Raw genomic sequence first — 21,698 nt, forward strand, 5'->3', positions numbered from 1 at the left:
ATGACTTTTGTTGGGCCCAACGGAGGGTTGGGCTGATGATTCAATTAATCGGCCTGTATTCCGGAAGTGCCCATCGATCGAGATACTTTAAAGCGGCAGCAAATAGGGCCGTTATTCTGCAGCCTGGCAGAATAACGGCCCTTTTCCTGCTACGGATTGTTTGTATGCTGCACGTTCTGCAGCTTCTGTGAAGGCTTGCCTTTACCGTTGTTTTCCTTGTTCTTCTGCTGCTTGGACTGCGTATCCTTGACCTTGTTCACGAATTCATTCGTCGATTCCATTCGCGCTTCAATCCTCCTTCGGCTCTGTCTCCCTTAGGTAGGCTTTCCCCACTTTTATCGCGTTATGCAGCCTGCGGCCTCACAGTGCCTGGTCAGATGTTAAGCGATCAGCACACCATTCTTTTATTTCATCGCCAAAACCACTTCTTCCGTTGTCCGGATCTTGCCCATTCTGGGGAAAATGGTCTTGACTACATAATCATGTTCCTCTTGTGCCGTAGCTGTCATGGCTTCTTCCACAAAAACTTGGTTATATCCATGTTGAAAAGCTTCTCTTGCTGTTGTATCCACACCGATGGAAGTGGAAATTCCGCATAACACGACGGTGTCGATTCCGCGGCGGCGCAGCTGCAGATCCAGGTCCGTACCGAAGAAGGCTCCCCACTGCCGTTTCGTCACCACATGGGCATTTTTAAAATCCGACAGTTCAGGAATCAGATTGTCCCAGCCTTCCGGCCACTGCATGGCATTCGGTTTGGCGTCCGTTTTTGGCATTAGCATATCTTTGCCGTCCAAGGTGGAGACTCTGACGAGCACAACGAAAGCGCCTTTTTCCGTGAAAGCTTCAACCAGCTTACTTGCCTGTCCAATCACCTGCTCAACCGAGTTGGGAGCGCACTGGCGACCCGGGGCTGCAATTCCATTTTGCAGGTCTATAACGACCAGCGCTGTTTTCTCCGCATCCAGCACTTCAGTTTCCGCTGTTTTTACATCTGTCATGTTTTTCTCTCCCATTCTGCTTAATTTTTGTATAAGGCCATGTTTATGTTAAGTTTCTTATACACTTTGAAATAAACCCACACCGCATTGAGCAATAACAGGGCGCTCGTAGTAAAAAATACATACCGGATTCCGAGCCAAGCAGCGACTTGTCCTCCAAACACCGAGCCTCCAAAGGCACCTAAATATAAGGCCGATATGTTAAACCCGAACACCCGTCCGGTTAGGGAATCCGGGGTAATTTTCTTAAGCAGGATGTTGATCGACGGGCCAAGCCCGGCCGCCGCAAGTCCAAACAGGAAACGCAGTCCTGTCAGCTGCCAGGGATTAGTAACGAAAGCTTGGGGAATAAATACGATGCCCGCCACGATGAGTGCGACCAGTACGACCTTGTGAGCTCCCACATTATCTGACAGTTTCCCAAGCCCGGGAGCGGCGAGAATATTGGCCAGCCCCGAGGCGGAGAATGCGATCCCGGCGATGAGAGCCACATGGCTGGTAGTCCTGGACAGCTGGGTCACATAGACGGTGATGATCGGTTCAACCGAATACAACGCTACCGTCAGGACAAAAAAGGTAATGAAAAGAGTGATCGTCAAACTTTTTTCAGGTACGCTGGCCCAGATCTCTTTCATACGCAGTACTTTTTTATCTTGACGGGTAAACGATTCTTTGACAAACAGGGCCGTTGTAACAAAGGCAATCAGCATAAGTCCGCCGGTTAAGAAAAATGAATTCTGCAATCCGAAATTTTCGGCTATGAAACCGCCGATCGTTGGCCCGATTAAAGAACCCGAAATATTGGCGGTCGAAAGGGTTCCCAGCGCCCATCCCGAATGCTCCTTATCTGTCTGGGTCGCAATCAAGGTCGTACAAGCGGTGCTGTAGCCCGTGATTACCCCCTGCAGCAGCCGAAGGCCGATCAATACGTAAACATTGTGCGCAAAACCCATGCAGCCTACAACGACCGCCATTCCCAGGCTCGCCCGGAGCAGCATCGGTTTGCGTCCGTATTTATCTGCGGCGATCCCCCATATCGGTGAGAAGATAGCTGAGACGATAAAGGTAACCCCGAATGCAAGTCCCGCTAATTGGGCAATAGATCCGGAATCGTGCACGCCAAGCTGCTTGATGTAAAGCGGCAGGATCGGGGCGATCTGGCTCATCCCAATACCGGTGACGAACATTCCAAACCAGCAAAAGAACAAATTCCGTTTCCACATGGGCATAAAAATAGCCTTCCTTCTGTCATGGTTCCATTACTGTGTTTGTACAAAAGCACTTCACAATAACATCCTCATCATAGCTGCCGGAAAGGCTATATACCATGGAACATATTAATCTCCATGGACATTTTTGCTGTAGAATTCCGAGGGGCTGAGTCCCTCCGTTTTCTTGAATATGCGGCTAAAATAAAATTCATCCGTAAATCCAAGAGCTCCGGCAACTTCTTTGATTTTCCTGTTCCCTTCCAGAATCATCTCTTTGGCTTTGTCCGTCTTCATCTTATTAAAGAACTCGATTATGGAATAACCGGTAATTTCTTTAAATGCTCTGGATAAATAAGCCGGTGACAATTGCACAAGGTCAGACAATTTCGTCAGGGTGATCTTACCATGTACATGTTCATGCATATATTGAATAATTTTCTCTACTTTCAGCGAAGTTGAGAAATTTTGGTTTTCTTTTTTGATGTTTTGGGCAATGGCAATGAGCAGTTGCTGGAACAAGGTTTTGGACATAAACTCATAGCCCGGCAATTTTGCATCCCAGCTCTCCGCCAGTTTTTTGAACACATCCTCAATTTGATAATAATCCTTTAATCCTTGCGCAGCCTGGAGGGGAAGAATTTGCCCTTCCTCTTTAATATTCCATTGGCCTTCCTCTATATTCACACGCGCAAAGCTGAAATGGACGGTAAAGCAGCTAACGGGAACCTCAGGATCCGTTTCGATTTCATGCAGCATGTCAGGCCCAATGTAGAGCAGCATGCCGTCCTTCAGCTCATATTTCTTTTTATCCATTGTAAAACTGCCCTTTGCATGGGCTATAAAAATAAGCTCATGATGCTGAAGGGTTCTCTTGACTTTGACAGGAAGGATTTCTGCTTTGTTGGACAGCCTGAAATTGCAGTAGTGTATATGAAAGAAGAGATTTTTAAATTTCATGAGCGCCTCCAAGGTTTATAATGGCTTAATTATCATCCAGGAACGGCCAAAACTCAAATTTTGCGATGCTGGGGTTGTATGGGATAAGTTGCGAGGGGCAGTAACAACCAAAAAAAAACCACATGGAGTGGTTTTACTCTCATGTGGCTAACATGATCTCTTTGCCAACAGTCCCAGATATGGAAGCGTCAAATTTGAGCGGAACCGCCGTCTACCTGAATGTCGGCACCATTGATGAAGCTGGCTGCATCTGAAGCCAGGAAGGTGACCACCGCGGCGATTTCGGCCGGTTGGCCGTTCCTGCCGAGGGGAATCTGACTGCCGAGGAATTCGTAAAACCCGCTGACGTCTGCGTCAGAGCCCGCCAGGGTGGCAAGGCCCGGTGTTTCGGTAGATCCGGGGCTGATCGCATTCACCCGAATCTTCCTGCCCTTGAGATCAAGCACCCAGCTTCTTGCCAAATTACGGATAGTCGCTTTCGTGGCGGAGTAAATGCTTAGGCCTGCCGTTCCCTTGATCCCGGATACAGAGGCCGTGAGGATAATGGTCGATCCCTCACCCATCAGAGGCAAAGCCTTCTGGACGGTGAACACCATCCCCTTCACATTAATGTCAAAATGGCGATCGAAGTGAGCTTCCGTGATTGCCTCCAGCGGAGATCCTTCTGCGATGGCGGCGTTCGCAAAGAGAATATCAAGTTTGCCTTTCTCCTGCTTCACCACGGAATAGAGCCGGTCCAGATCGGCAAGGTTCGTAACGTCACCCTGGACTGCAATAACGTTCTTGCCAATCTCGGATATGGCCTGATCGAGCTCAGCCTTTCGCCGACCGGTGATATAAACAAACGCACCCTCAGCGACAAATTTCTTGGCGGTTGCCAGGCCGATGCCCGAACTCCCCCCAGTAATAACGGCGATTTTACCTTCCAATTGTTTTAGCATGTTTGGATGCTCCTTTCTCATTTCCGATCGGTCTAAACGATCCAGGATTACCCCCTTAAATCGTGAATATTTCTCTTGTTTGTAAAATGTTCAAGTTAACACGATTCCCGGCGCTATGGGTTAATCGATTCATCATCTCTGGCGTCTGCGTATAGATAGGCGGTTGATGCGCAGCCTTATAATGGATCGGAATAAGCGTTTTGGCCCCAAGGATCTCGGCTGCCGTAACCGCCTGTTCAGGCGTAAGACAAATGGGCTGGTCGCTGTGCGGCGAAACTCCCGGAAATTGCGTTACGGCCCCATTTACAGGCAGACAGGCGGCATCAAACGTGCCGAAGGCTTTAACCAGCTTCCACCAATACCCATGCCATAACGTATCTCCGGCGTGAATCATCTGCTTGCCGTCGCCGCGTACAATCCAGGATACTTGCGGGTCACCCGAGCCGTCCACCGATTGAGCCGCAATTATCGTGAATGGTCCGATGGTGAAGGTGCTGCCAACCGCAGCTCCGGTTACGCGGCTTAATCCGTTGGAAGCCGCCAGATCAACGATTTCCTCGGGGACGAATACCGGAACGTCAGAGCCGTAAGCCGAAATGATCGCTTGCGGGTCATAATGGTCCGCATGTTGGTGCGTGATCAGCACGGCTGCGACAGGCCCGTACGATTCTAAAGGAAAGAAAGGCTCATTAGGCTCACCTAATTTGGCAGGGAAATGATAAAGAGGATCGATGACAATAGCGGAACTTTCTAATTCGACTCGAATGCCGGCCCAAGGAAGCTTCTGAATTTCCAAGAATATCAATCCCTTTCTTTTTTCAAATGGCTTAACAATTTCCATCACAATACCTACGATTTAGCTCTGATTCCGAATTATACTCTTTGGAAGAACTCGATCCATTCCTTCTCAGGTCCATAAATGAAAAAGTAGCGGATTCCGTTCGGCATAGTCGCGATCTCTTGATCGATGAACTCGACATCTTTTTGCTTGAGCCGGTTCCATTCTGCTTGAATATCAGTTACTGAGAGCGCAACGTGATGCACTTTACCTTCGGCTGGCAATTGATCCTTGAAGCCGTGTATCAATTCAATCTCCGTCTCGCCCTCAAAGCCGTAGCCCAGAAAAGCGACTTCAAGTCCATTGTCATGCATGTTTCGATTTTTCACCATGAGTCCAGCCACCTCCGTGTAGAAGAGGATGGATGTATCCATATCATTCACCATGATTCCCACATGATCGACCATTCTTTTCATGGTTATTTACGCCTCCTATATACTCAAGAAATCAATTTCCGGATTCACGGGTACCATCAGGAGATGAAATCTCTAATGGATATTGCAAATTCATCCGGTTTCTCGACATGGCTCATATGTCCGCTCTGATCGAAGACAGCAAGCCGCGATCCGGGAATCGCTCCCCGCATTTCCTCTGCCCATCTCGGACCGCAGATAAAATCGTACTCGCCGACAAGGACCAGCGTCGGAATGCGGATGGAATTCATAACATTCCGAATATCCCACAACTCGGGCTTACGGTGTGGATCGATGGTTGCGTCCAAGTTGGCTTTCCAGACCTCGAATTCCGCCGGAAGATTCTTATAGTCCCCGAAATAAGCAGGCAGCAACCGCTTCAGGACGCCTAGAAACGATTCTCTGTCCCGAAGTGAGACGGCTCCCGTCGCCACATCCATCCAGGCCTGTCCGGCTTCCTGGGCTTCCGGCCGTTCAGGCCAGCGCTGTGTGAATCGCTCTATGCCCCGTGTTGCTTCCATCCCATGATCGGGTCCTGTGCATGGCGCGCCGTCATAGACGATTAGACCTCCAAGTTCATCGGGGTAATCCAAGGCATATTGAAGTCCAACGAAGGCGCCGTGCGAGTGTCCCAGAAAATAAGGGTGCTTGGCTCCAACGTGCTGAAGCACCTTTCGGGCAAAGCCCGCATACCGCGAGACGCTATAATCTCCATCGGGCAGCATCCCCGATTGGCCTGTGCCAACCGGTTCCAGATAGACAGCAGTCATGAACTTTTCCAACAATGGCATGCGCAAATATTCCCAGTGAAACCCCGGGCCTCCGGGATGAATAAGGCAAATCGGTCCGCTGCCGGCAACGTGATAAATCTGCCGAACACCGTCGATCGTCATTTCATGCGCGCCGGGCGCAAGCGGACCGATAGTGTCAGCGCTTGGAAGCTTGGAGGATTTCTCGTTCAAGGGTATGCCTTCTTCCTGTGTTCATAATAGTATTGCTGACAAAATGTTTTCCATCGGATGATCGTCCGATGATGCGCATATTAAATCGAAAATTTCAGTCCGACCAGCTGCTCGGTTGCCTGCCACAAACGCTGAGCCTGCCCGGAATTAACGGCCCACTCAAACACGCCTGGCGCAAACCTCGTATCCGTCAAGCCCGCGATATCCCCATTCTCGCAATAAACGCCGCCTTTGTCGTTCAGCTGAGGGCTGGTTGCGCACCATACGATCGTAGCTGCTCCTTCCGGAATGGTTTTGAACTCATCGTTGAATTCGGGAAAAACAAGTTCCCCATGCTCGTTGAGCACACCCATGGCGCGCTTATCATCATCGGTCAGATAACGCGACAAATCCGTCAAGATCGATCCCGGATGAACCGAGAACGCACGTACGCCATACGCTCGGCCGCGCTTGTCCATCTCGACGGCGAATAAGACGTTGGCTGTCTTAGATTGTCCATAAGCGACAAATTTGTCATAGGGACGGTTATTGAAGTTGAGATCTTCAAAATCGATACCGCTCATTTGGTGAGCGCGCGATGATACCGAAACGATCCTTGCCCCTTTTGCCTTCTCAAGCGCCGGCCACAGTCTTGCGGTCAACTGAAAATGCCCCAGATGATTTGTCGTCAGTTGGGATTCGTAACCGCGGTGGTCGCGGACGAGCGGGTTCGCCATAATACCGGCAGCGTTGATCAGCATATGCAAGGGCCGATTCGACGCAAGGAACTTCTCGGCGAAGGCGTCGATCGATGCAGGATCCATGAGATCCATCCTTTCAAGCTCGACACCTGAAATTTCACTTAGTGCAGCTTGGGCTTTCTCCGCTGTCCGAACCGGCACAATGACCGTTGCCCCTGCAGCGGCCAGGACCCTCGTCGCTTCCAGGCCGAGTCCGGAGTATCCGCCTGTGATGATGGCAATTTTACCGGTCAAATTTTGACCACCCAATACCTGCTGAGCTGTTGTACGCGGTCCGAAACCGGACAAAATAGGTTCTTGTGGCGTTGCATGGTAGTTCGTATTCATGGTAAACCTCCGTCATAGTTGTGATTGTTTAATTGTAGCCCGAACAAGTCGTTAACTTTTAAGTCCTTTAAGGATATATGTTCTTGTCTTCCGACATAATGAGAAGAAGAAACATCAACAAACCGACAGCCATATAGATAAGACCGTTTGTGTCATATTTACAAGCATCCACATTATTGAGTGGACCTTGTTCATTTGTTATAATCATTTATTGTTGCAGCCAAAGTTATGACTTCTAATGAAAAACGAGGTGTTTAAATGATACATTTTAACAATAACACTTACCGCTGCACCTCTGAAATTTTCCTGCACTTGATTAGCGGGAAATGGAAAATACCGATCCTTAATCTGTTATCGAGCGGCACCTTACGGTTTAACGAACTGCAAAGACAGCTGCCCGAAGCCACCCAAAGAATGCTGACCATGCATTTAAGAGACCTTGAACGCGATGGTCTGATCATCCGTAAAGTCTATCCGGTTGCGCCTCCCAAGGTAGAGTATTTCCTTTCTGATTTGGGGAATGAAACGATTCCCATATTGAAGATGCTCTATGATTTTGGCGCGACCTATGTGGAGCAATTCCAACCAGAAGAACATGATTCGAAAATATAAGCGCTGATAATTTTCCTGTATTTCGCTTATGTCGTTACCCGGACCGGATACCAGTGATACCAGTCTTAAAATACCTGTATGCCGACATATTCATTGCACCTCACTTTCTTCTTGTATAGACTAGCAAGTCCTGATTGTTCTGAACAGTACGCACATTTATGTGCTGACGGATGCATTTTGTGCGATAGGATCAATTATGATCCTATATAAACCCGTCAAATTATCCAGCCGTTCCGTCCAACTCTTACATCGGGAATGGACCATGCTTTTTTCCCTTGATCCCATAAAAATGAAAAAAGCCGCTATGCAAGCGGCTTTAAAGGGTAAAAAAGTTCTCGTTCATTAACGGAAGAATGATGACAAATTGGCAAAGAACATATAATTCCTATTTCGACCAGTTCACCGGTTTATCCAGAATGACACCATCAGTCATCACCCATTGGCGGAGACTGTCTGCCTGGACTTGAATAACGATGAAATACAAATCCCCGGTGCCGTTATTGCGGAGCGTGCGTTCGCCTTCAGGTCCTACGCGAATTGCTGATCCTTCCTTGACTTCAAAAATCTGCCCATCCACTTGAAACTGACCGCTGCCGCCGATGAAAAGGTATAGCTCCTCATTCTCGCGATGTGTATGGAGAAACGGAACCGCCCCTCCCTCCGGCATTTGGTTAAGAGAAACTTCCATGCCAGTCAGTCCAAGACTGTCTTTCAGGAAGTACTTGCCTGCTGCAGGACCCTCCGTCACACTCAGAAGACCGCCAAAAGACCCCGCTTCCACAACACTGAAATTTGTTCCATTCAACATAATTAAACAGCTCCTCTTGACTTTCTGTGGTCCATTTTAATTTAACACACAGAGGATGCTATCGTTTCTTCCCAATTGCTAACATTCCGATAGTGGAAGGAATGCCTCCCTCGTAACAACAGCCAGATCTGATCAACTGCATTAGTCCCACCGTCTTGGTTGAGTCGCTGCCGGCCTACGCTCCATACTTCCCCTATATGCGATCGATAAATGGCATTATTTCCGGACGAATTCTTAAAGTACATTAAATTACAGCTACGGAACAACATGCTGTAATAGGAGAAACAGACGCCGGTACTGAGCCGGTGTCTGTTGTGATTATACCCACTGTATCATAGGGTTATTTTGGGATCATCTACTGCGTTCAAGCTGCTCATATTCCAGAAAAGGATCAGGAATCTCGATCTGATAGGCCTCGGCATCGCTTGCCCCTGCATAGAAGTCGGCCAAACCATTGGCTTTGCGGATCAGCCCCCCGCTAAAGATCACATCCGTCAAATCGATCCTCTTGCTGGCTCCCTCAGGGAAATTACTGCGCCGCGCAATGATTTTCACCGGCGTCCGCTCCATGGTATCCGGATTGAAGGCAAATCCCATGGCATGATAGTGACGCAGCCCGTTCTCATCGAAAGAAGCAATATGGCCGAGTACGCCGACAAGACCGTTGGCAAGCACATGCGGTTCGTTGGCCCCTCCCCACTCCTCTTTGATGAACATGTCCGGAAATAACGGAGCAAACGCGATATCTTTCACATTAATCTCTTCCAGGGACTTTACTTTATAAAATCCGATTTGCCCTCTTCCGCCTATAAATCCTTGCGGCCGTGTTAGCACGCCGATCTCGCCGCTTGCCAATTCTATCAGCCGCAAATCCTTCATATGATAGGGTCCCATGAGAAATAACTCCAGGTCGGCAATATCCTTGCCGCGATAGAGCTGGGTAACCCACGACACGATATTCTCCGGGTAGAGAGGATCGGGAATAACCCGTACTCCTCCAAAAATAAGCTCCCCATTAATCCATGTAAAGAATGGATCCTGCAAGTCATATACCTGGTACTCGGGATGAGGAACCCACACGTCATCTTCCTGACGGAAAAACATGACTTGCGAAAATTCAGTATGACGGACTTCTACGCGTCCGGCAATGATGAGTTCGCCCCGGTCCATGAAAGGAGCCGTAATGTTATAAACGTCTCTGCCGTTCGTCCCTTCAAACCGGATACGCTGACCAGTTTGAAGGTTCCGACTATCAAATTGCTGCAATAATTCCGAAGAAGTTTGGATATGAGTTCGATCTAATAGCATAATATGCCTCCGTTACAGGTTTCTGACGAAACCCTTATTGTTGCCTCAGGACTGCCGGTAATCCGCTGCATAGACAGGTCATACCGGCTCCAGGCTGTCGAGAATGTCCTGCAGGCTAAGCTCAGCGCAGGCCATCGACGTATCGGACACGCCGTAATACATGGCTATCGTATCTCCGTGCAAGAGGGCGCCGCAGGAGAATACAACCTCGCCGAAGAATCCCTTCTTTTCGTATTCCGCCTCCGGTTCGAGAACCGGCTCGCCGGATCGGGCAATGACCTTCGAAGGATCGTGCAGATCCAGCAGCACCGCTCCCATGCAGTAGCGGTGGTCTTTCGTCGCCCCGTGGTACAGCTCCAGCCAGCCGCGTTCGGTCTTGATCGGCACGGCCCCGCCGCCGATTCTCCCGCTGTCCCACATATCTGGGCGCAATCCCATCAGATGCTTGTGGTTACCCCAGTACAACAGATTGTCCGACTCGGCCAACCAGACTTCGGGACGGCCACAGCTTTTTGTTGTCGGGCGGTGCAGCGCATAATATTTGCCGTTTATTTTTTCCGGGAAAATAAGCACGTCCTTGTTGTCGGGACCAAAAATCATGCCGTGATGCGTCAGGCTCCTGAAATCTGTCGTCGATACCAGCGATTCCCCGATGCCGACAGGGGATACCGCGGAGTAATAGATATAATACGTCTCCCCGATCTGCGTGATGCGGGGATCTTCGATGCCGAAGGTCTCCAGGCTTTGTGACGGATACACAAAAGGCTGCTCGTCCACCGTAAAATGATGGCCGTCCCGGCTGCGCGCGATTCGCAAATACGACAGGCTTGTCAGGTATTCGAATGCCGGCGCGTTCTCTTTGCGTATGATGACGCGGGGATCGGAAAGATCGTAGCGCTCATCATCCCTGCGGATTTCGATCAGATCGAGATCGGCGCTTTCGACGTTGTAAAACGGAGCCAGCACGATGTCCGGATCGGGACTTATGGGTCGCTCCGCCACACGCAGCAGCATGATGACCTCGCCTTTGTATTCGGCAATGCCGGCGTTGAATGCACCAATGACTTCAAATCCATCCCGGTGCGGCGTTACGTCAGCCGGTGTAATGAGCGGATTCTGTTCATATCGGTCTATCTTCATCTGAGCAGCTCCTTACTTGTGTGAGTTTAGCATGATGTTATCCATTATTTCAGGCTGAACTGCATGCCCTCCTGGAATTTTTTACTGAAAATCAGAAACACGATAATGATCGGCAGCGTCAGAATCGTGGAGGCCGCATAGAGCGGACCAGGATATGATCCATAAGGCCCGAACATTTGCGATAACAGCACGTTCAGCGTCAGCATGCCGTCGCTTTTGACCACGATCATATCCCAGAGCAGCTCCGTCCACCGTTCCATCAGCAGGAACAGGAAGATGACTGTCGTGATTGATCTGGACATTGGCAGCATAATCCGATACATGATTTTCAAGTCGCTCGCTCCGTCCAGCCGCGCCGCTTCGATAAATACGGACGGCACGGCCTTGAAGAAGTTCGTATACATGAAGATCGCCCACAGGCTGACCGCCTTGGGGATGATCATCCCCAGATACGTATCGTACAGTCCCACCCGCTGAACGATCAGAAACGTCGGAATCAGCAAAATAATCGCGGGAAAAAACATATGAAACAGCACGAAGTTATTCATGGCATTGCGTCCGAAAAAATTCAGCTTGGAGAGCGCGTATGCCACCATTATGCCAAAAATCATCATAAGCGCCGTAGAAGCCACCGATACGATAATGCTGTTCATAAACGCGTGCAGCCAGGGCCGCGTCACGCCGGTTTCGCCTCCTGTGAACAGCCATTGGTACGATTTTGCCGAGAACTTGGTTGGAAACAGGCTTTTATCAATTTGCGCCCAATCCGCGAATGAGCTGAGCACCATGTAAAGATAGGGATAAACCATAACGAGCAGCAGCGCAAAAGCCAGAACATAGCGGATCGCAATTCGCAGACGACGGTTCTGTTTAGACCCAACCATAGCGCTTCCCCCACAATTCCAGTAGTTTTCGAATGATAAAGATGGAGATGAACGTGGCAACCGATGCCAGCAGCGCTACCGCGGAAGCATAACCCGCCTGCAGATTGGTGAAGGCCTGTTTGAAAATCTCCATCTGCCACGTATTCGTTGCGTTCTGGGGCCCTCCGCCCGTCAGCTGGTAGACCTCGGTGAAGATGCCGAACGTCACGCCGAACGCCAGAATAAGCGTCGTATAAAGCGCCGGATACAACAGAGGCAGTGTAATACGCCAGAAGCGCTGACTATCCTTGACCCCGTCAATGGCCGCGGCTTCATATACTTCCTTGTCTATGCTGGCAAGGCCCGAGGTCAGAATAAGCGCATAATAGCCCGTAAATTTCCAGGCCAGTATCAGTCCCACAATGAACAGCGCCGAGAATGGCGTACCCAGCCAGTCGATGTTAATGCCGATTCCCCGCAGGGAAGTATTGATCGGACTGTTGTAGGACAGAAGCCCCTTCACGATCAGCGAGGAGACGACGCCTGAAGACAAATACGGCAGAAAAAAGCCGATCAGAAACAAACTCTTGAAGCGTTTCAGTCCATTCACCAGTACGGCTACCGCTATCGCGAGCACGGTGACAAGCGGTACGAAGATCAGCATAAATTTGTAGGTCACCCAGAATGCGGCATGTACTCCGGGCGAACGGATAGCATCCATAAAATTCTCTAATCCGACAAAGTTGAACGTAGGCGCAATCAGATTCCAGTCCGTTACGGACAGGAAGAACGACCAGATCAGCGGCCCGAAGAAGAAGATCAGCGAGTAAATCAGGTAAGGGCTGGTGAACAGCCAGCCCAGCTTGTTATTTCTTTGATCCATAGGGGATAAGCCTCCCTTGCTGCGATTTTCCCGGCTATGGCTCCCTTATTTCAGGGCGCTCTCTATAGCCTTTTTCATATTGGCCCATCCTGCGTCGGGAGTAATGCCGCCTTTGACAACCTTGTTAAACGCCTGTTCCCCGATAATCGTCTGCAGATCATTGTACTTCGCGTTGTCCATGGGAGGAATCGCGTTGGGTACATTTTCAGCATAGGGCTTCAACTCCGGATGCTGGTCCAAAATCGATGTGAAGGCCTCGTTGCTTGTCAGATCGTCGCGTGCCGGAGGCAGCATCGTTTGCTCGAACCAGGCCGCATCATTCTTCGCGTCCGAATACACCCACTTGATAAAATCAACAGCCGCCGCCTGCTGCTCCTTCGTGGCAGAGGCGTAGATGACAAGCCCCTTTGTATCGGCAAATGTCTTGCTGTCCGCCGGGTCGACATCATCCGGTACCGGCGGCATCGTCAGCGTATAGTTGACATTGTATTTCAGCTCCGGATATTTTTCCGCCCAGGTTGTGAAGGTCCATGGTCCCACATCGACGAACGTACCAACACCGTTCTCGAACGGATCCGTTACCTGGCGGGCCAGCAGCCCGTTCTCTTTTCGTAGACTATCGACAAAGGTCAATACATCCAGACCTGCTTTATCAACGCCTGTAAACTTGTCGCCTTCAATGAATTTATTGCCGTTTGAGGCGGCGTCATAGAGCATATAAAAGTCAAACCAGCGTTTCCAGGCCGTCGGATCGGCCAGATCGGCCTTCGCCCACAGAAACTTTTTGTCCCCGTATTTGGCTTTCAGCTTCTTGGTAAGCTCCAGAATCTCGCTGTATGTCTTCGGAGGTTCGCTGTAGCCGAGCTCCTTCAACGTATCCAGACGCCATCCGAACAGCATCGCATTAGAGTAGATGGGCAGCACATATTGATGGCTGTCAGCAAATCTCCACGGCTCAATCGTATTGGTCATACTGCGGCTTTTCACGATATCCTGAAAGCCGTCCAGTGTATCAAGAGGTACGAGCGCTTTACTGTCTGACAGCTGCGCCGCAAAGCCCCGGTTAATGTTCTCCGACATTGTCGGCGCGCTTTTGGCAGCGATCGCTGCCTGGATGCCCGCTTCGGAAGTAGGTGATTCCTTCATCGCACTGACGTTAACCTTAACCTTCGAATTAACCGCTTCGTAATCCTTGGCCATTTTCTGCCAGAACGCCTGCTGCGTCGGATTCGGCGCAGCCCAGAATTCGATTGTTGTAACGCCGCCGGCGCCAGCGTTCGGGGCATTGTTGCCATTTTGCGTCGAGCTTTGGCCTGTCGAGCAGGCGGAGAGCACTCCTGCTGCCATGACAGCGGTCAGCAGCACCGAAATCATTTTCTTTTTCTTCATGATAAGCATGACCTCCAACTTGTATTGTAATCCCGATGAATCCGACAATCATCTTTTTGTAACGTTACTTTGAAGCGGAATAATAGTTTGTAAGCGCTAGCTTCCTCATTATGCTCCTTACTCCTGTTTACTGTCAAGTGATTACTCAATACAATCTACCAGGTTTGCATTACAAAAATATTATATTATAATGTTTGTAACGTTACAATAATAGAAAAGATGGTTGTAAGCCCTATCCCGTCAAGGATTACTTGACAATGATAAGGGAAACATTAAAAATGAAGACAGTCCCCTGTTTCGGGTGATTTATCGGCCTGATCGTCTTCAAGCAATGACCGGAGGTTGAATGTTTATGAAAAATAAAGTGACGATGCAGGATATCGCCGACATGCTGAATGTATCCAAAAACTCCGTTTCCCAGGCACTCACGGGCAAGGATGGCGTCAGTGAGGAAACCCGCCGGTTGATTGCACAAACGGCTGAACGTATGGGTTATGTATACGGCAATGGACGAAGGACCAGGATTGGCGAGACCTCAGGCTTCGGCACCATCGCCCTTATCGCTTCTGACTATGCCTTCTCGATGAAAAGCTTTTTTGGCGAAATCTATTTGAGTATTGAGAAAGAAGTAAAGAACCGCGGCTGCGAGCTGATTATCCAACCCATTGGCAGGGACAATGCCCAGGCTCTCTATTTACCGCCTTTCTTACAGAAACAGTCGGTTGATGGCGTTCTTATTCTTTCCCACATCACGACAAATTATATAAATGCTGTGATAGATACCGGTATCCCTACAGTGCTGATCGATCACCACGATCCCGACATTCAGGCCGACAGCATATTGACCAACAACCGTTTCGCCACTTATGAAGCGGTACGGCATTTAGCGGAGCTGGGCCATCTTCACATTGGATTCATCGGAAATATCGATGTCTCACCCAGCTATTACGAGCGGTTGGAAGGCTTCCGGATGGCGGCTCACCGGTTCGGCCTGGAGATAAGAGACGAATGGATGCTGACCGATGCTCTGGAGGAAAGCGGCTTTGTCTTAGAGAAGATGACAAGCTTGAAGCAGCAGCCAACCGCTTGGCTCTGTGTCAATGATGGACTTGGTTTCATGGTCAATTCCGCACTTCAGCAGCTGGGGCTGAAAGTGCCGCACGATGCCTCGGTTGTCAGCTTCGACAACGGCTACCTCTCGCGTCTGGCAACCCCGCAGATAACCACGGTCGATATCGACCTGCGCCTGTTCGGCGTATACGCAGTCGAGCAGTTATTCAAGCGCATTGCCCAGCCGGAGCAGCTTTGTAAGGAGACGCTGCTGCCGACAAGGCTGCTCGTGCGGGACTCGTCAGCCCCGCCGAAGACTGCCGATAGAGCCGAAGCAGCGGATGAATCCATAGAAGCCGGAGTTGCGAATGATAGAAGCCGGCCTTGAGAAATCAGGCTAAATGAGAGTGGATAAACCCCGAAAAAAGGTTAGGAGTGCCCCCCTCTGGAATAGTCATAGGGTAACCCCCAGGGACCCCGGTGAATGTTGACCAGCCCCCTTTTAACGGACATTGGAAAAACACCCGGCAGCAGCAAACTACTGACGCCGGTCATGAGCCGGCGTCAGCTTGCATGTTCTCTGGGTGTTAATAATGGTCATAAAATTCCACTGGTTAGAATACCCGATTCTGCCATCCGAGCAGTTTGCAGATCGTCTCTACATAAAAATAATCCCCATAAATCAGCGAGACATTGACATTCTGATTGGCTGGCTTATTGCCAGTGCCTTCGCGCAGCAGGCCCTGATAGACAGGCTCATCCAAGGATGTATAATGCTGCGTTAGCGACTTCAAGATATTCTCAGCCGCTTGGCGGTAGATCCTGCCCTCTTCGGCGGACAGCAGGCCGGCGATTTCCAGCAATCCGGAGGCGGCGCAGCTGGCAGCTGAGGTATCCCTCGGCTGGCTCTGCGGGTCCGGCGTGCGGAAGTCCCAATGCGGCACATGATCCTCAGGCAGGCAGCTGAGAAAATAATGCGCTACCCGCTGTGCGGCGCGAAGATAACGGATATCGCCCGTGTACCGGCAGGCTATGGCCATGCCGTATAGTGCCCATGCCTGGCCCCTGCTCCAGGAAGAATACGGCGCATACCCTTGACCGCCCAAATACTCGTCTACCTCACCGGACTCCGGATCGAAAGCCACGATATGATGGACAGAGCCGTCCTCGCGGATGAAATGCTTCAGCACGGTATCCGCGTGAGCGCAGGCGATCTGTCTGAACCGGGGATCGGCGATCTCCTCGGACGCCCAGAAGAGCAGGGATAAATTCATCATCGAATCGATAATGGCCCAACCGGTTTTTTCCTGGTTCCAGGCGCGGAGAAACCTTCCGTTCAGATTAAAGCGTCCCGCGAGAAAGTTGGCAGCGGCCAACGCCCTCCTGCGGGCGTCTTCATCTCCGGTCATTTTATGCTTGATTACCGCTGTGGGCAGGAACTGAAAGCCGACGTCATGATGGAGATTATTGTCAGCAACGAAACATTGCTCAATCCGAGCGTCCCATCCCCAAGCCGTATGGCGATACCGGTCATTTCCGGTCATGTCGTGCAATACCCACAGCATTCCCGGCCAGAAGCCGGATGTCCACCAATCCACCCGCATATCGTCATATACGCCTGCCGCCGACACATGCGGCGATTTATCTCCGATCTCATAAATCATCCGGTCTACCTTGCTTACGGCCTTATTCAGCCATAATGTCAATTGTTCCTGTTGCAAATTAACGGAATCCGTCATTCGAAGCTCCTCCTTTTTGCCCTGCGCGGCCGATAACGCGGTAAGACTTGCCGGGTTCCAGCCGGAATCCCGCCATCTCGGAGCGGGACGCTTCGGCGATCTTTTCCTCTCCGGCGAAAATAACAACCGAGACATTGCCGCATCTCAGAAGGCAGTCGACTTGTTTCTTCGCCGTGATGCGCGCCTCCTTCAGCAGACCCTCCTCCCATTCGAGCTCGAAGGTTAGTCCCCTCCTCGCCCGCAGCCCCGTCACCTTCCCTCCGCTCCAGGCGGATGGCAGCGCCGGAAGCAGTGCGATCTCCCCTCCATGCGACTGCAGCAGCATTTCGGTGATGCCGGCAGCGCCGCCAAAGTTCCCGTCGATCTGGAACGGCGGATGCGCGTCCAGCAGATTCGGATAGGTCGAGTGCGTAAGCAGCTGCTGAAGATGCGAATAGGCTTCATCCCCATCCTCGAGCCGTGCCCAGAAGTTTATGATCCATGCCCTGCTCCAGCCGGTATGCCCTCCGCCGTTTTCCAATCTGCGCACGATCGTCCGTCTCGCCGCTTCCGCGAGCTCCGGTGTCCGCCGCGCATGTATCCGTTCTCCGGGATGCAGAGCGAACAACTGCGAGATGTGACGATGACCGGGATCGGCTTCGTCCCAATCCTCCAGCCACTCCATAATCTGCCCGTGCATGCCGATCTCTGGACGCGGCAGTTTGGCAAGCGCCTTCTCCAGCTCTTGACGGAACTCCTCTTCACGCTCTAACGTCAGCAGCGCCTCGATGCAGGCGCTCCATAGGGCGTGAACAATCTGGCTATCAATCGACGGCCCCATGCACAGCGTGCCGGTTTCGCCGTTAGGTCGAACGAAATTATTTTCCGGCGAGATTGACGGTCCGGATATCAAACGGCCGGAGTCGTCTTCCGTCATGTAGTCGAGTAAAAACAAGGCCGCCTCCTTCATAATCGGATATGCTCGCCGCTCCAGGAACTCCTCGTCCAGACTATACCGGTAATGCTCCCACAGATGCAGGCACAGCCATGCAGCCCCCATCGGCCATATGGAGGAAGAGAGCAAAATACCTTCGATGTTCGTATCGCCCCAGAGATTCGTATTGTGATGGGCCACGAATCCGCGGCAGCCGTATACCTGACGGGCTGTTGCGCGGCCTGCGGGAAGCATGCTCTCAACAAGACCGAACAGCGGCTCATGGCATTCCGGCAGGCTTCCTGTCTCAGCCGGCCAGTAATTCATCTGCGTATTAATATTGATCGTATACTTCGACTCCCATGGAGGCGTGAAGCTGGCGTTCCAGATACCCTGCAGGTTGGCGGCAAGCGTGCCTGGCCGCGAGCATGACAGCAGCAAATATCGTCCGAATTGATAATACAGCGAGAATAACCCCGCGTCCTCCGCGCCTTCCTTCAGTTTCCGCAAGCGGACGTCGGTCGGAAGCTTCACGGCTTCCGCCTCCTGCGCAAGACCGCCTGATCCATGAAGCTCCAGATCTACTCTGCGGTAATAAACCGCATTATCGCTAATATGGCGTTCCCGAAGCGAGGCATAGGATAGTCGGCTTGCGGCTTGCAGCTGCCCCAGGGATGCCTGCTCCGGGTCGGAATGTCTGAATGACGTATTGGCGGCCAGCAGCAAGGTCACCGCGTCGGCTCCTTCGATCGAGAGGAAATCCCCGATAATCCGCACGCTTCCTCCTTCGGCAACCGCTTGTATAGCGGCGGCGAATCGCACGCCCCCGGGGCCGCATTGCCCGCGCATCATGATCGTACGTTCTCCCGCAGCCGTTGTCCCCTCATCGAAAGGCCGCCGCATCAGATTCACGCCGACCGTAATTGCTCCGGGCGTGTCAGCCGTCAGACGGACCGCCAGAACCTGATCGGCGGTGCTGCTGAAGTACTCTCTTTCATACATCGTATGATCCCGGACATAACGGACACGGGCAACGGCTTCTTCCAAACACAGCTCGCGCTCATACTCTTCGACGGGAACTTCATGCTTTTGCATCCACAGCAGCATTTCGCCCAAGGGCTGATAGGGATGAAAGTACTTCGGGCTGGACATGAGCCCCATCCTGGCCAGATGCTCGGCCTCGGCCTGCCTGCCATGCTGCAGCAGCCTCCGAATTTCCGGGATATAAGTCTGCGCGTCCGGATTATCCCCCCGGATTGGACCGCCGTACCAGAGCGAATCCTCGTTCAGCTGGATCGTCTCCTTCGCCACGCCGCCGAACACCATGCCGCCAATACGGCCGTTGCCAATGGGCAGCGCCTCCTCCCATTTGCTTGCGGGCGCTTCATACCACAGCCTGTGGTTCATTCTGTCGTTCTCCCTTCGGGTGCTGCTAATTTTGTCGTACTCCCTTCCGGTGCGACTTGGCTACTTGTCACGGAGATCAAGACCCATCCTGGCAAAGCTCCAGCTCACGGTGCTATAAGATGCCGGAAGCGCCGCCGGACCTGATAATTCGCCTGTATAGATGCCATCTTCCGACTTCGTCACGACTGCCTTCCACCAGCCGCAGGCACCGTGTTCATGATCCAGGGTTACCCCGTCGTCATCGTATAGCTCGCACTCCCCGGCGGCGGCGCCGAAATGAACAAATTCGAGAGGAGCCTGTTCCCCGGAGCGAAGCGCATGCGGCAATGCGGCCGTCATCGGAATGACCGCTCCATCCCGCACGAATACCGGAATCGTCTCAATGCCCGCGCGGACCCGTATAATGCCTCCTCCTTCGTACCGTTCTCCAGTCTCGAAGCCGATCCATGAGCCTGCTGGCAGCAGAACCTCCCGCTCTTCTTCTCCCTCTACGAGCGGGGCGGCAAGCAGCTGATCCCCGATCATGAATTGATCGTCCCATTGCGGAATGCTCCGCTTACCATATGCGCCGTCCGTTGTGTTCATCGTCATCTCAGCCGACCGCCGCTCCTCGGCGCGGACAAGCTCTTCCGGCGAGACGACGAACGGCATTGCCCGGAAGGGAGGAAGCCCCGTTTCCTTATAGCGGGCGAAGGCCGTGTATAGATAGGGCAGCAATCGCATTCGCAGCTTGATGTAGCGGCGAATGACCGGCTCCGCTTCCGGGAACGACCAAGGCTTCGTCCCGTCTCCCCAAGCGTTCAGCATCGCCAGAGGAGAGAAGCAGACGGTCTGCATCCTTCTGATCCAGTCCTCGGCGCTGCGTGCCCGGCGCACCTCCGGCGACCATAGAAGCCCGCTGAACGAAGAATTGCACAGCGCCCTAATGAAATGCTTATGCTCGTACAGATCCGAATAGAGCACATACGGAAGCGAAGAAGCCGCGGCATTGGACGCCCGCACCAGTCCGTAAGTTCTCCGATTGTCCGCCCGGTACAGGTCATTCGTCATCTTCTGAAACATCAGTCCGTACAGCTGTCTCATCTGCTCGCCGTCCAGCCCGGACGGGAAACTCGCATGCTCGGGGAAAATCCAGGCGTTGTTCGTCAGCTCGCTGCCGTCGCATTCGTCCAGCTTATAGCCGGATATGCCGATATCAATATGCTTCTCCTTATGCTGCTTTGCGTACAGCTCGCGGGCTTCGGGTAGCGAATAGTCGGGGACGAGTCCGCCCCATACCGAATAATCGCCGGATAATGGCTTGAGCGGACCATAAAGCCCGCTCTCGGGCGATACATACGGATGCTCCCACAGGTTAACGCGGAAGCCGTTGTCTAACATCCCCCTTACGAAGCCCTCTGGATCCGGGAAGCGCTCCCGGTCCCATTCATATGTTGCCGGATAGCTGCGGGTGTGCCAGCCGGGCTCAAGACCGATCACGTCGCAAGGGTAATCCCGATGGCGGAACTCCAGGGCTTCCGCCATCGCCTCCTCCGCACTGAACAAGGCCGGCACGCGATGCCAGAACCCAAGACCCCACTTCGGCGGAAGAACGCCTCCGCCGCAGAAGAGATTGTACCGGCTTACCGCATCGGCGAGCGCAGGACCGCTGAAGACATAGACGTCGGCGCCTTCCTCAGGCAGGCGGATCTCTGCCCTTGACGAAGGAGGCGTCGCCTTCCAGCCTGCGTCGCGATTGCGATCCCGCACATCTGCCTGGCATGTCTCATCCAGGCGCACGGCCGATCCGAGATGCATCGTAATCGCGCGCGCCGAATCAATGAGCACGCCATATCCGCGGTCGCTGACATAGAAAGGAACCGGCGCGTGCGTCTCGCCGGTATCCTGCTTCGGATCGCTGTTTACGCGGAGATACCGGGTCCTTCCCCGCTGGTTCATGCGCATGAACTGCAGCCCCGTACCATGAAGCTTCTCGTCGGCCGCCAGCGGCAGCACGAGCAGGCGCCGTCCTCCTCCCGCCGCTTCCACGCGAATGTCATTCCACTGGAAGGGCGGAGCGGCCTGCGCCATTCGTTCCAATGCTTTCATCCGCGGAACGGCGCCAACCAGGGCCAGCGGCGAAAGCGCCTGCGGATCTCCAATTCTGGCGCGCCATACACCGGGCGCTGCTTCCGTCCATGTCAATGTCGTCATTAG

General features: G+C 52.2%; 20 protein-coding genes. 2 read left to right on the forward strand and 18 right to left on the reverse strand.

What is annotated here, in order from left to right; translation table 11 throughout:
* Positions 1 to 149 precede the first annotated feature (149 nt).
* The 9 genes from AC0YNV_RS24655 to AC0YNV_RS24695 all read right to left on the reverse strand — a co-directional run bounded on the left by AC0YNV_RS24655 (position 150) and on the right by AC0YNV_RS24695 (position 7,390).
* Complete coding sequence (locus tag AC0YNV_RS24655) at positions 150 to 281, reverse strand: DUF4023 domain-containing protein (protein ID WP_475770397.1); 132 nt, start codon at positions 279 to 281, stop codon at positions 150 to 152.
* A 123-nt stretch (positions 282 to 404) separates the two neighbouring features.
* Complete coding sequence (locus AC0YNV_RS24660; RefSeq protein ID WP_210040939.1) at positions 405 to 1,001, reverse strand: isochorismatase family protein; 597 nt, start codon at positions 999 to 1,001, stop codon at positions 405 to 407.
* Positions 1,002 to 1,021: 20 nt separating this feature from the next.
* Positions 1,022 to 2,230, reverse strand: a complete 1,209-nt coding sequence (locus AC0YNV_RS24665; RefSeq protein WP_475770398.1) for a multidrug efflux MFS transporter — start codon at positions 2,228 to 2,230, stop codon at positions 1,022 to 1,024.
* Between the two features lie 108 nt (positions 2,231 to 2,338).
* Positions 2,339 to 3,169, reverse strand: a complete 831-nt coding sequence (locus AC0YNV_RS24670; RefSeq protein ID WP_475770399.1) for a helix-turn-helix domain-containing protein — start codon at positions 3,167 to 3,169, stop codon at positions 2,339 to 2,341.
* Positions 3,170 to 3,357: 188 nt separating this feature from the next.
* Entirely contained in the window at positions 3,358 to 4,110 is a 753-nt protein-coding gene (locus AC0YNV_RS24675; protein ID WP_475770400.1) for an SDR family NAD(P)-dependent oxidoreductase, read from the reverse strand.
* A gap of 55 nt (positions 4,111 to 4,165) precedes the next feature.
* Positions 4,166 to 4,906 carry an MBL fold metallo-hydrolase gene (locus tag AC0YNV_RS24680; protein ID WP_475770401.1) on the reverse strand — a complete coding sequence of 247 codons (741 nt, stop codon included), beginning with the start codon at positions 4,904 to 4,906 and terminating at the stop codon, positions 4,166 to 4,168.
* Between the two features lie 77 nt (positions 4,907 to 4,983).
* Positions 4,984 to 5,364 carry a VOC family protein gene (locus AC0YNV_RS24685; RefSeq protein WP_475770402.1) on the reverse strand — a complete coding sequence of 127 codons (381 nt, stop codon included), beginning with the start codon at positions 5,362 to 5,364 and terminating at the stop codon, positions 4,984 to 4,986.
* Positions 5,365 to 5,420: 56 nt separating this feature from the next.
* The gene (locus AC0YNV_RS24690) at positions 5,421 to 6,323 is read right to left on the reverse strand and encodes an alpha/beta fold hydrolase (protein WP_475770403.1); all 903 of its coding nucleotides are present in this window, start codon (positions 6,321 to 6,323) and stop codon (positions 5,421 to 5,423) included.
* An 80-nt stretch (positions 6,324 to 6,403) separates the two neighbouring features.
* Entirely contained in the window at positions 6,404 to 7,390 is a 987-nt protein-coding gene (locus AC0YNV_RS24695; protein ID WP_475770404.1) for an oxidoreductase, read from the reverse strand.
* A 258-nt stretch (positions 7,391 to 7,648) separates the two neighbouring features.
* On the opposite strand from AC0YNV_RS24695, the gene AC0YNV_RS24700 reads away from it, so the two are divergent.
* A complete protein-coding gene (locus AC0YNV_RS24700) occupies positions 7,649 to 8,002 on the forward strand; it encodes a winged helix-turn-helix transcriptional regulator (protein WP_475770405.1) in 354 nt (117 codons plus the stop codon).
* A 385-nt stretch (positions 8,003 to 8,387) separates the two neighbouring features.
* Here AC0YNV_RS24700 and AC0YNV_RS24705 read toward each other — a convergent pair whose 3' ends face one another.
* The 6 genes from AC0YNV_RS24705 to AC0YNV_RS24730 form a co-directional block, all read right to left on the reverse strand.
* On the reverse strand, positions 8,388 to 8,810 hold the full coding sequence (locus tag AC0YNV_RS24705) for a cupin domain-containing protein (RefSeq protein WP_475770406.1): 423 nt from the start codon (positions 8,808 to 8,810) through the stop codon (positions 8,388 to 8,390).
* A gap of 351 nt (positions 8,811 to 9,161) precedes the next feature.
* Positions 9,162 to 10,118 (reverse strand): DUF1861 family protein, encoded by a 957-nt coding sequence (locus AC0YNV_RS24710; RefSeq protein ID WP_475770407.1) that lies wholly within the window; start codon positions 10,116 to 10,118, stop codon positions 9,162 to 9,164.
* A 78-nt stretch (positions 10,119 to 10,196) separates the two neighbouring features.
* The gene (locus tag AC0YNV_RS24715; RefSeq protein ID WP_475770408.1) at positions 10,197 to 11,258 is read right to left on the reverse strand and encodes a BtaManbiosPhlase; all 1,062 of its coding nucleotides are present in this window, start codon (positions 11,256 to 11,258) and stop codon (positions 10,197 to 10,199) included.
* 44 nt (positions 11,259 to 11,302) lie between these two features.
* Positions 11,303 to 12,142 carry a carbohydrate ABC transporter permease gene (locus tag AC0YNV_RS24720; protein WP_475770409.1) on the reverse strand — a complete coding sequence of 280 codons (840 nt, stop codon included), beginning with the start codon at positions 12,140 to 12,142 and terminating at the stop codon, positions 11,303 to 11,305.
* Complete coding sequence (locus AC0YNV_RS24725; protein WP_475770410.1) at positions 12,129 to 13,004, reverse strand: carbohydrate ABC transporter permease; 876 nt, start codon at positions 13,002 to 13,004, stop codon at positions 12,129 to 12,131. The genes AC0YNV_RS24720 and AC0YNV_RS24725 overlap by 14 nt, the downstream gene beginning before the upstream one ends.
* Before the next feature lie 45 nt (positions 13,005 to 13,049).
* Positions 13,050 to 14,393 carry an ABC transporter substrate-binding protein gene (locus AC0YNV_RS24730; protein ID WP_475770411.1) on the reverse strand — a complete coding sequence of 448 codons (1,344 nt, stop codon included), beginning with the start codon at positions 14,391 to 14,393 and terminating at the stop codon, positions 13,050 to 13,052.
* A 352-nt stretch (positions 14,394 to 14,745) separates the two neighbouring features.
* On the opposite strand from AC0YNV_RS24730, the gene AC0YNV_RS24735 reads away from it, so the two are divergent.
* A complete protein-coding gene (locus AC0YNV_RS24735) occupies positions 14,746 to 15,831 on the forward strand; it encodes a LacI family DNA-binding transcriptional regulator (protein WP_475770412.1) in 1,086 nt (361 codons plus the stop codon).
* A gap of 226 nt (positions 15,832 to 16,057) precedes the next feature.
* Here the strand turns inward: AC0YNV_RS24735 and AC0YNV_RS24740 are convergent, their stop codons facing one another.
* The 3 genes from AC0YNV_RS24740 to AC0YNV_RS24750 are packed head-to-tail and all read right to left on the reverse strand — an operon-like array spanning position 16,058 to position 21,695.
* Entirely contained in the window at positions 16,058 to 17,182 is a 1,125-nt protein-coding gene (locus AC0YNV_RS24740; RefSeq protein ID WP_475770413.1) for a glycoside hydrolase family 88 protein, read from the reverse strand.
* A complete protein-coding gene (locus tag AC0YNV_RS24745) occupies positions 17,166 to 19,502 on the reverse strand; it encodes a glycoside hydrolase family 95 protein (protein WP_475770414.1) in 2,337 nt (778 codons plus the stop codon). Before AC0YNV_RS24745 ends, AC0YNV_RS24740 begins: the two co-directional genes overlap by 17 nt.
* Before the next feature lie 60 nt (positions 19,503 to 19,562).
* The gene (locus AC0YNV_RS24750) at positions 19,563 to 21,695 is read right to left on the reverse strand and encodes a TIM-barrel domain-containing protein (RefSeq protein WP_475770415.1); all 2,133 of its coding nucleotides are present in this window, start codon (positions 21,693 to 21,695) and stop codon (positions 19,563 to 19,565) included.
* Between the last annotated feature and the right edge of the window lie 3 nt (positions 21,696 to 21,698).

The organism is Paenibacillus sp. JT31N11, assembly GCF_056269285.1.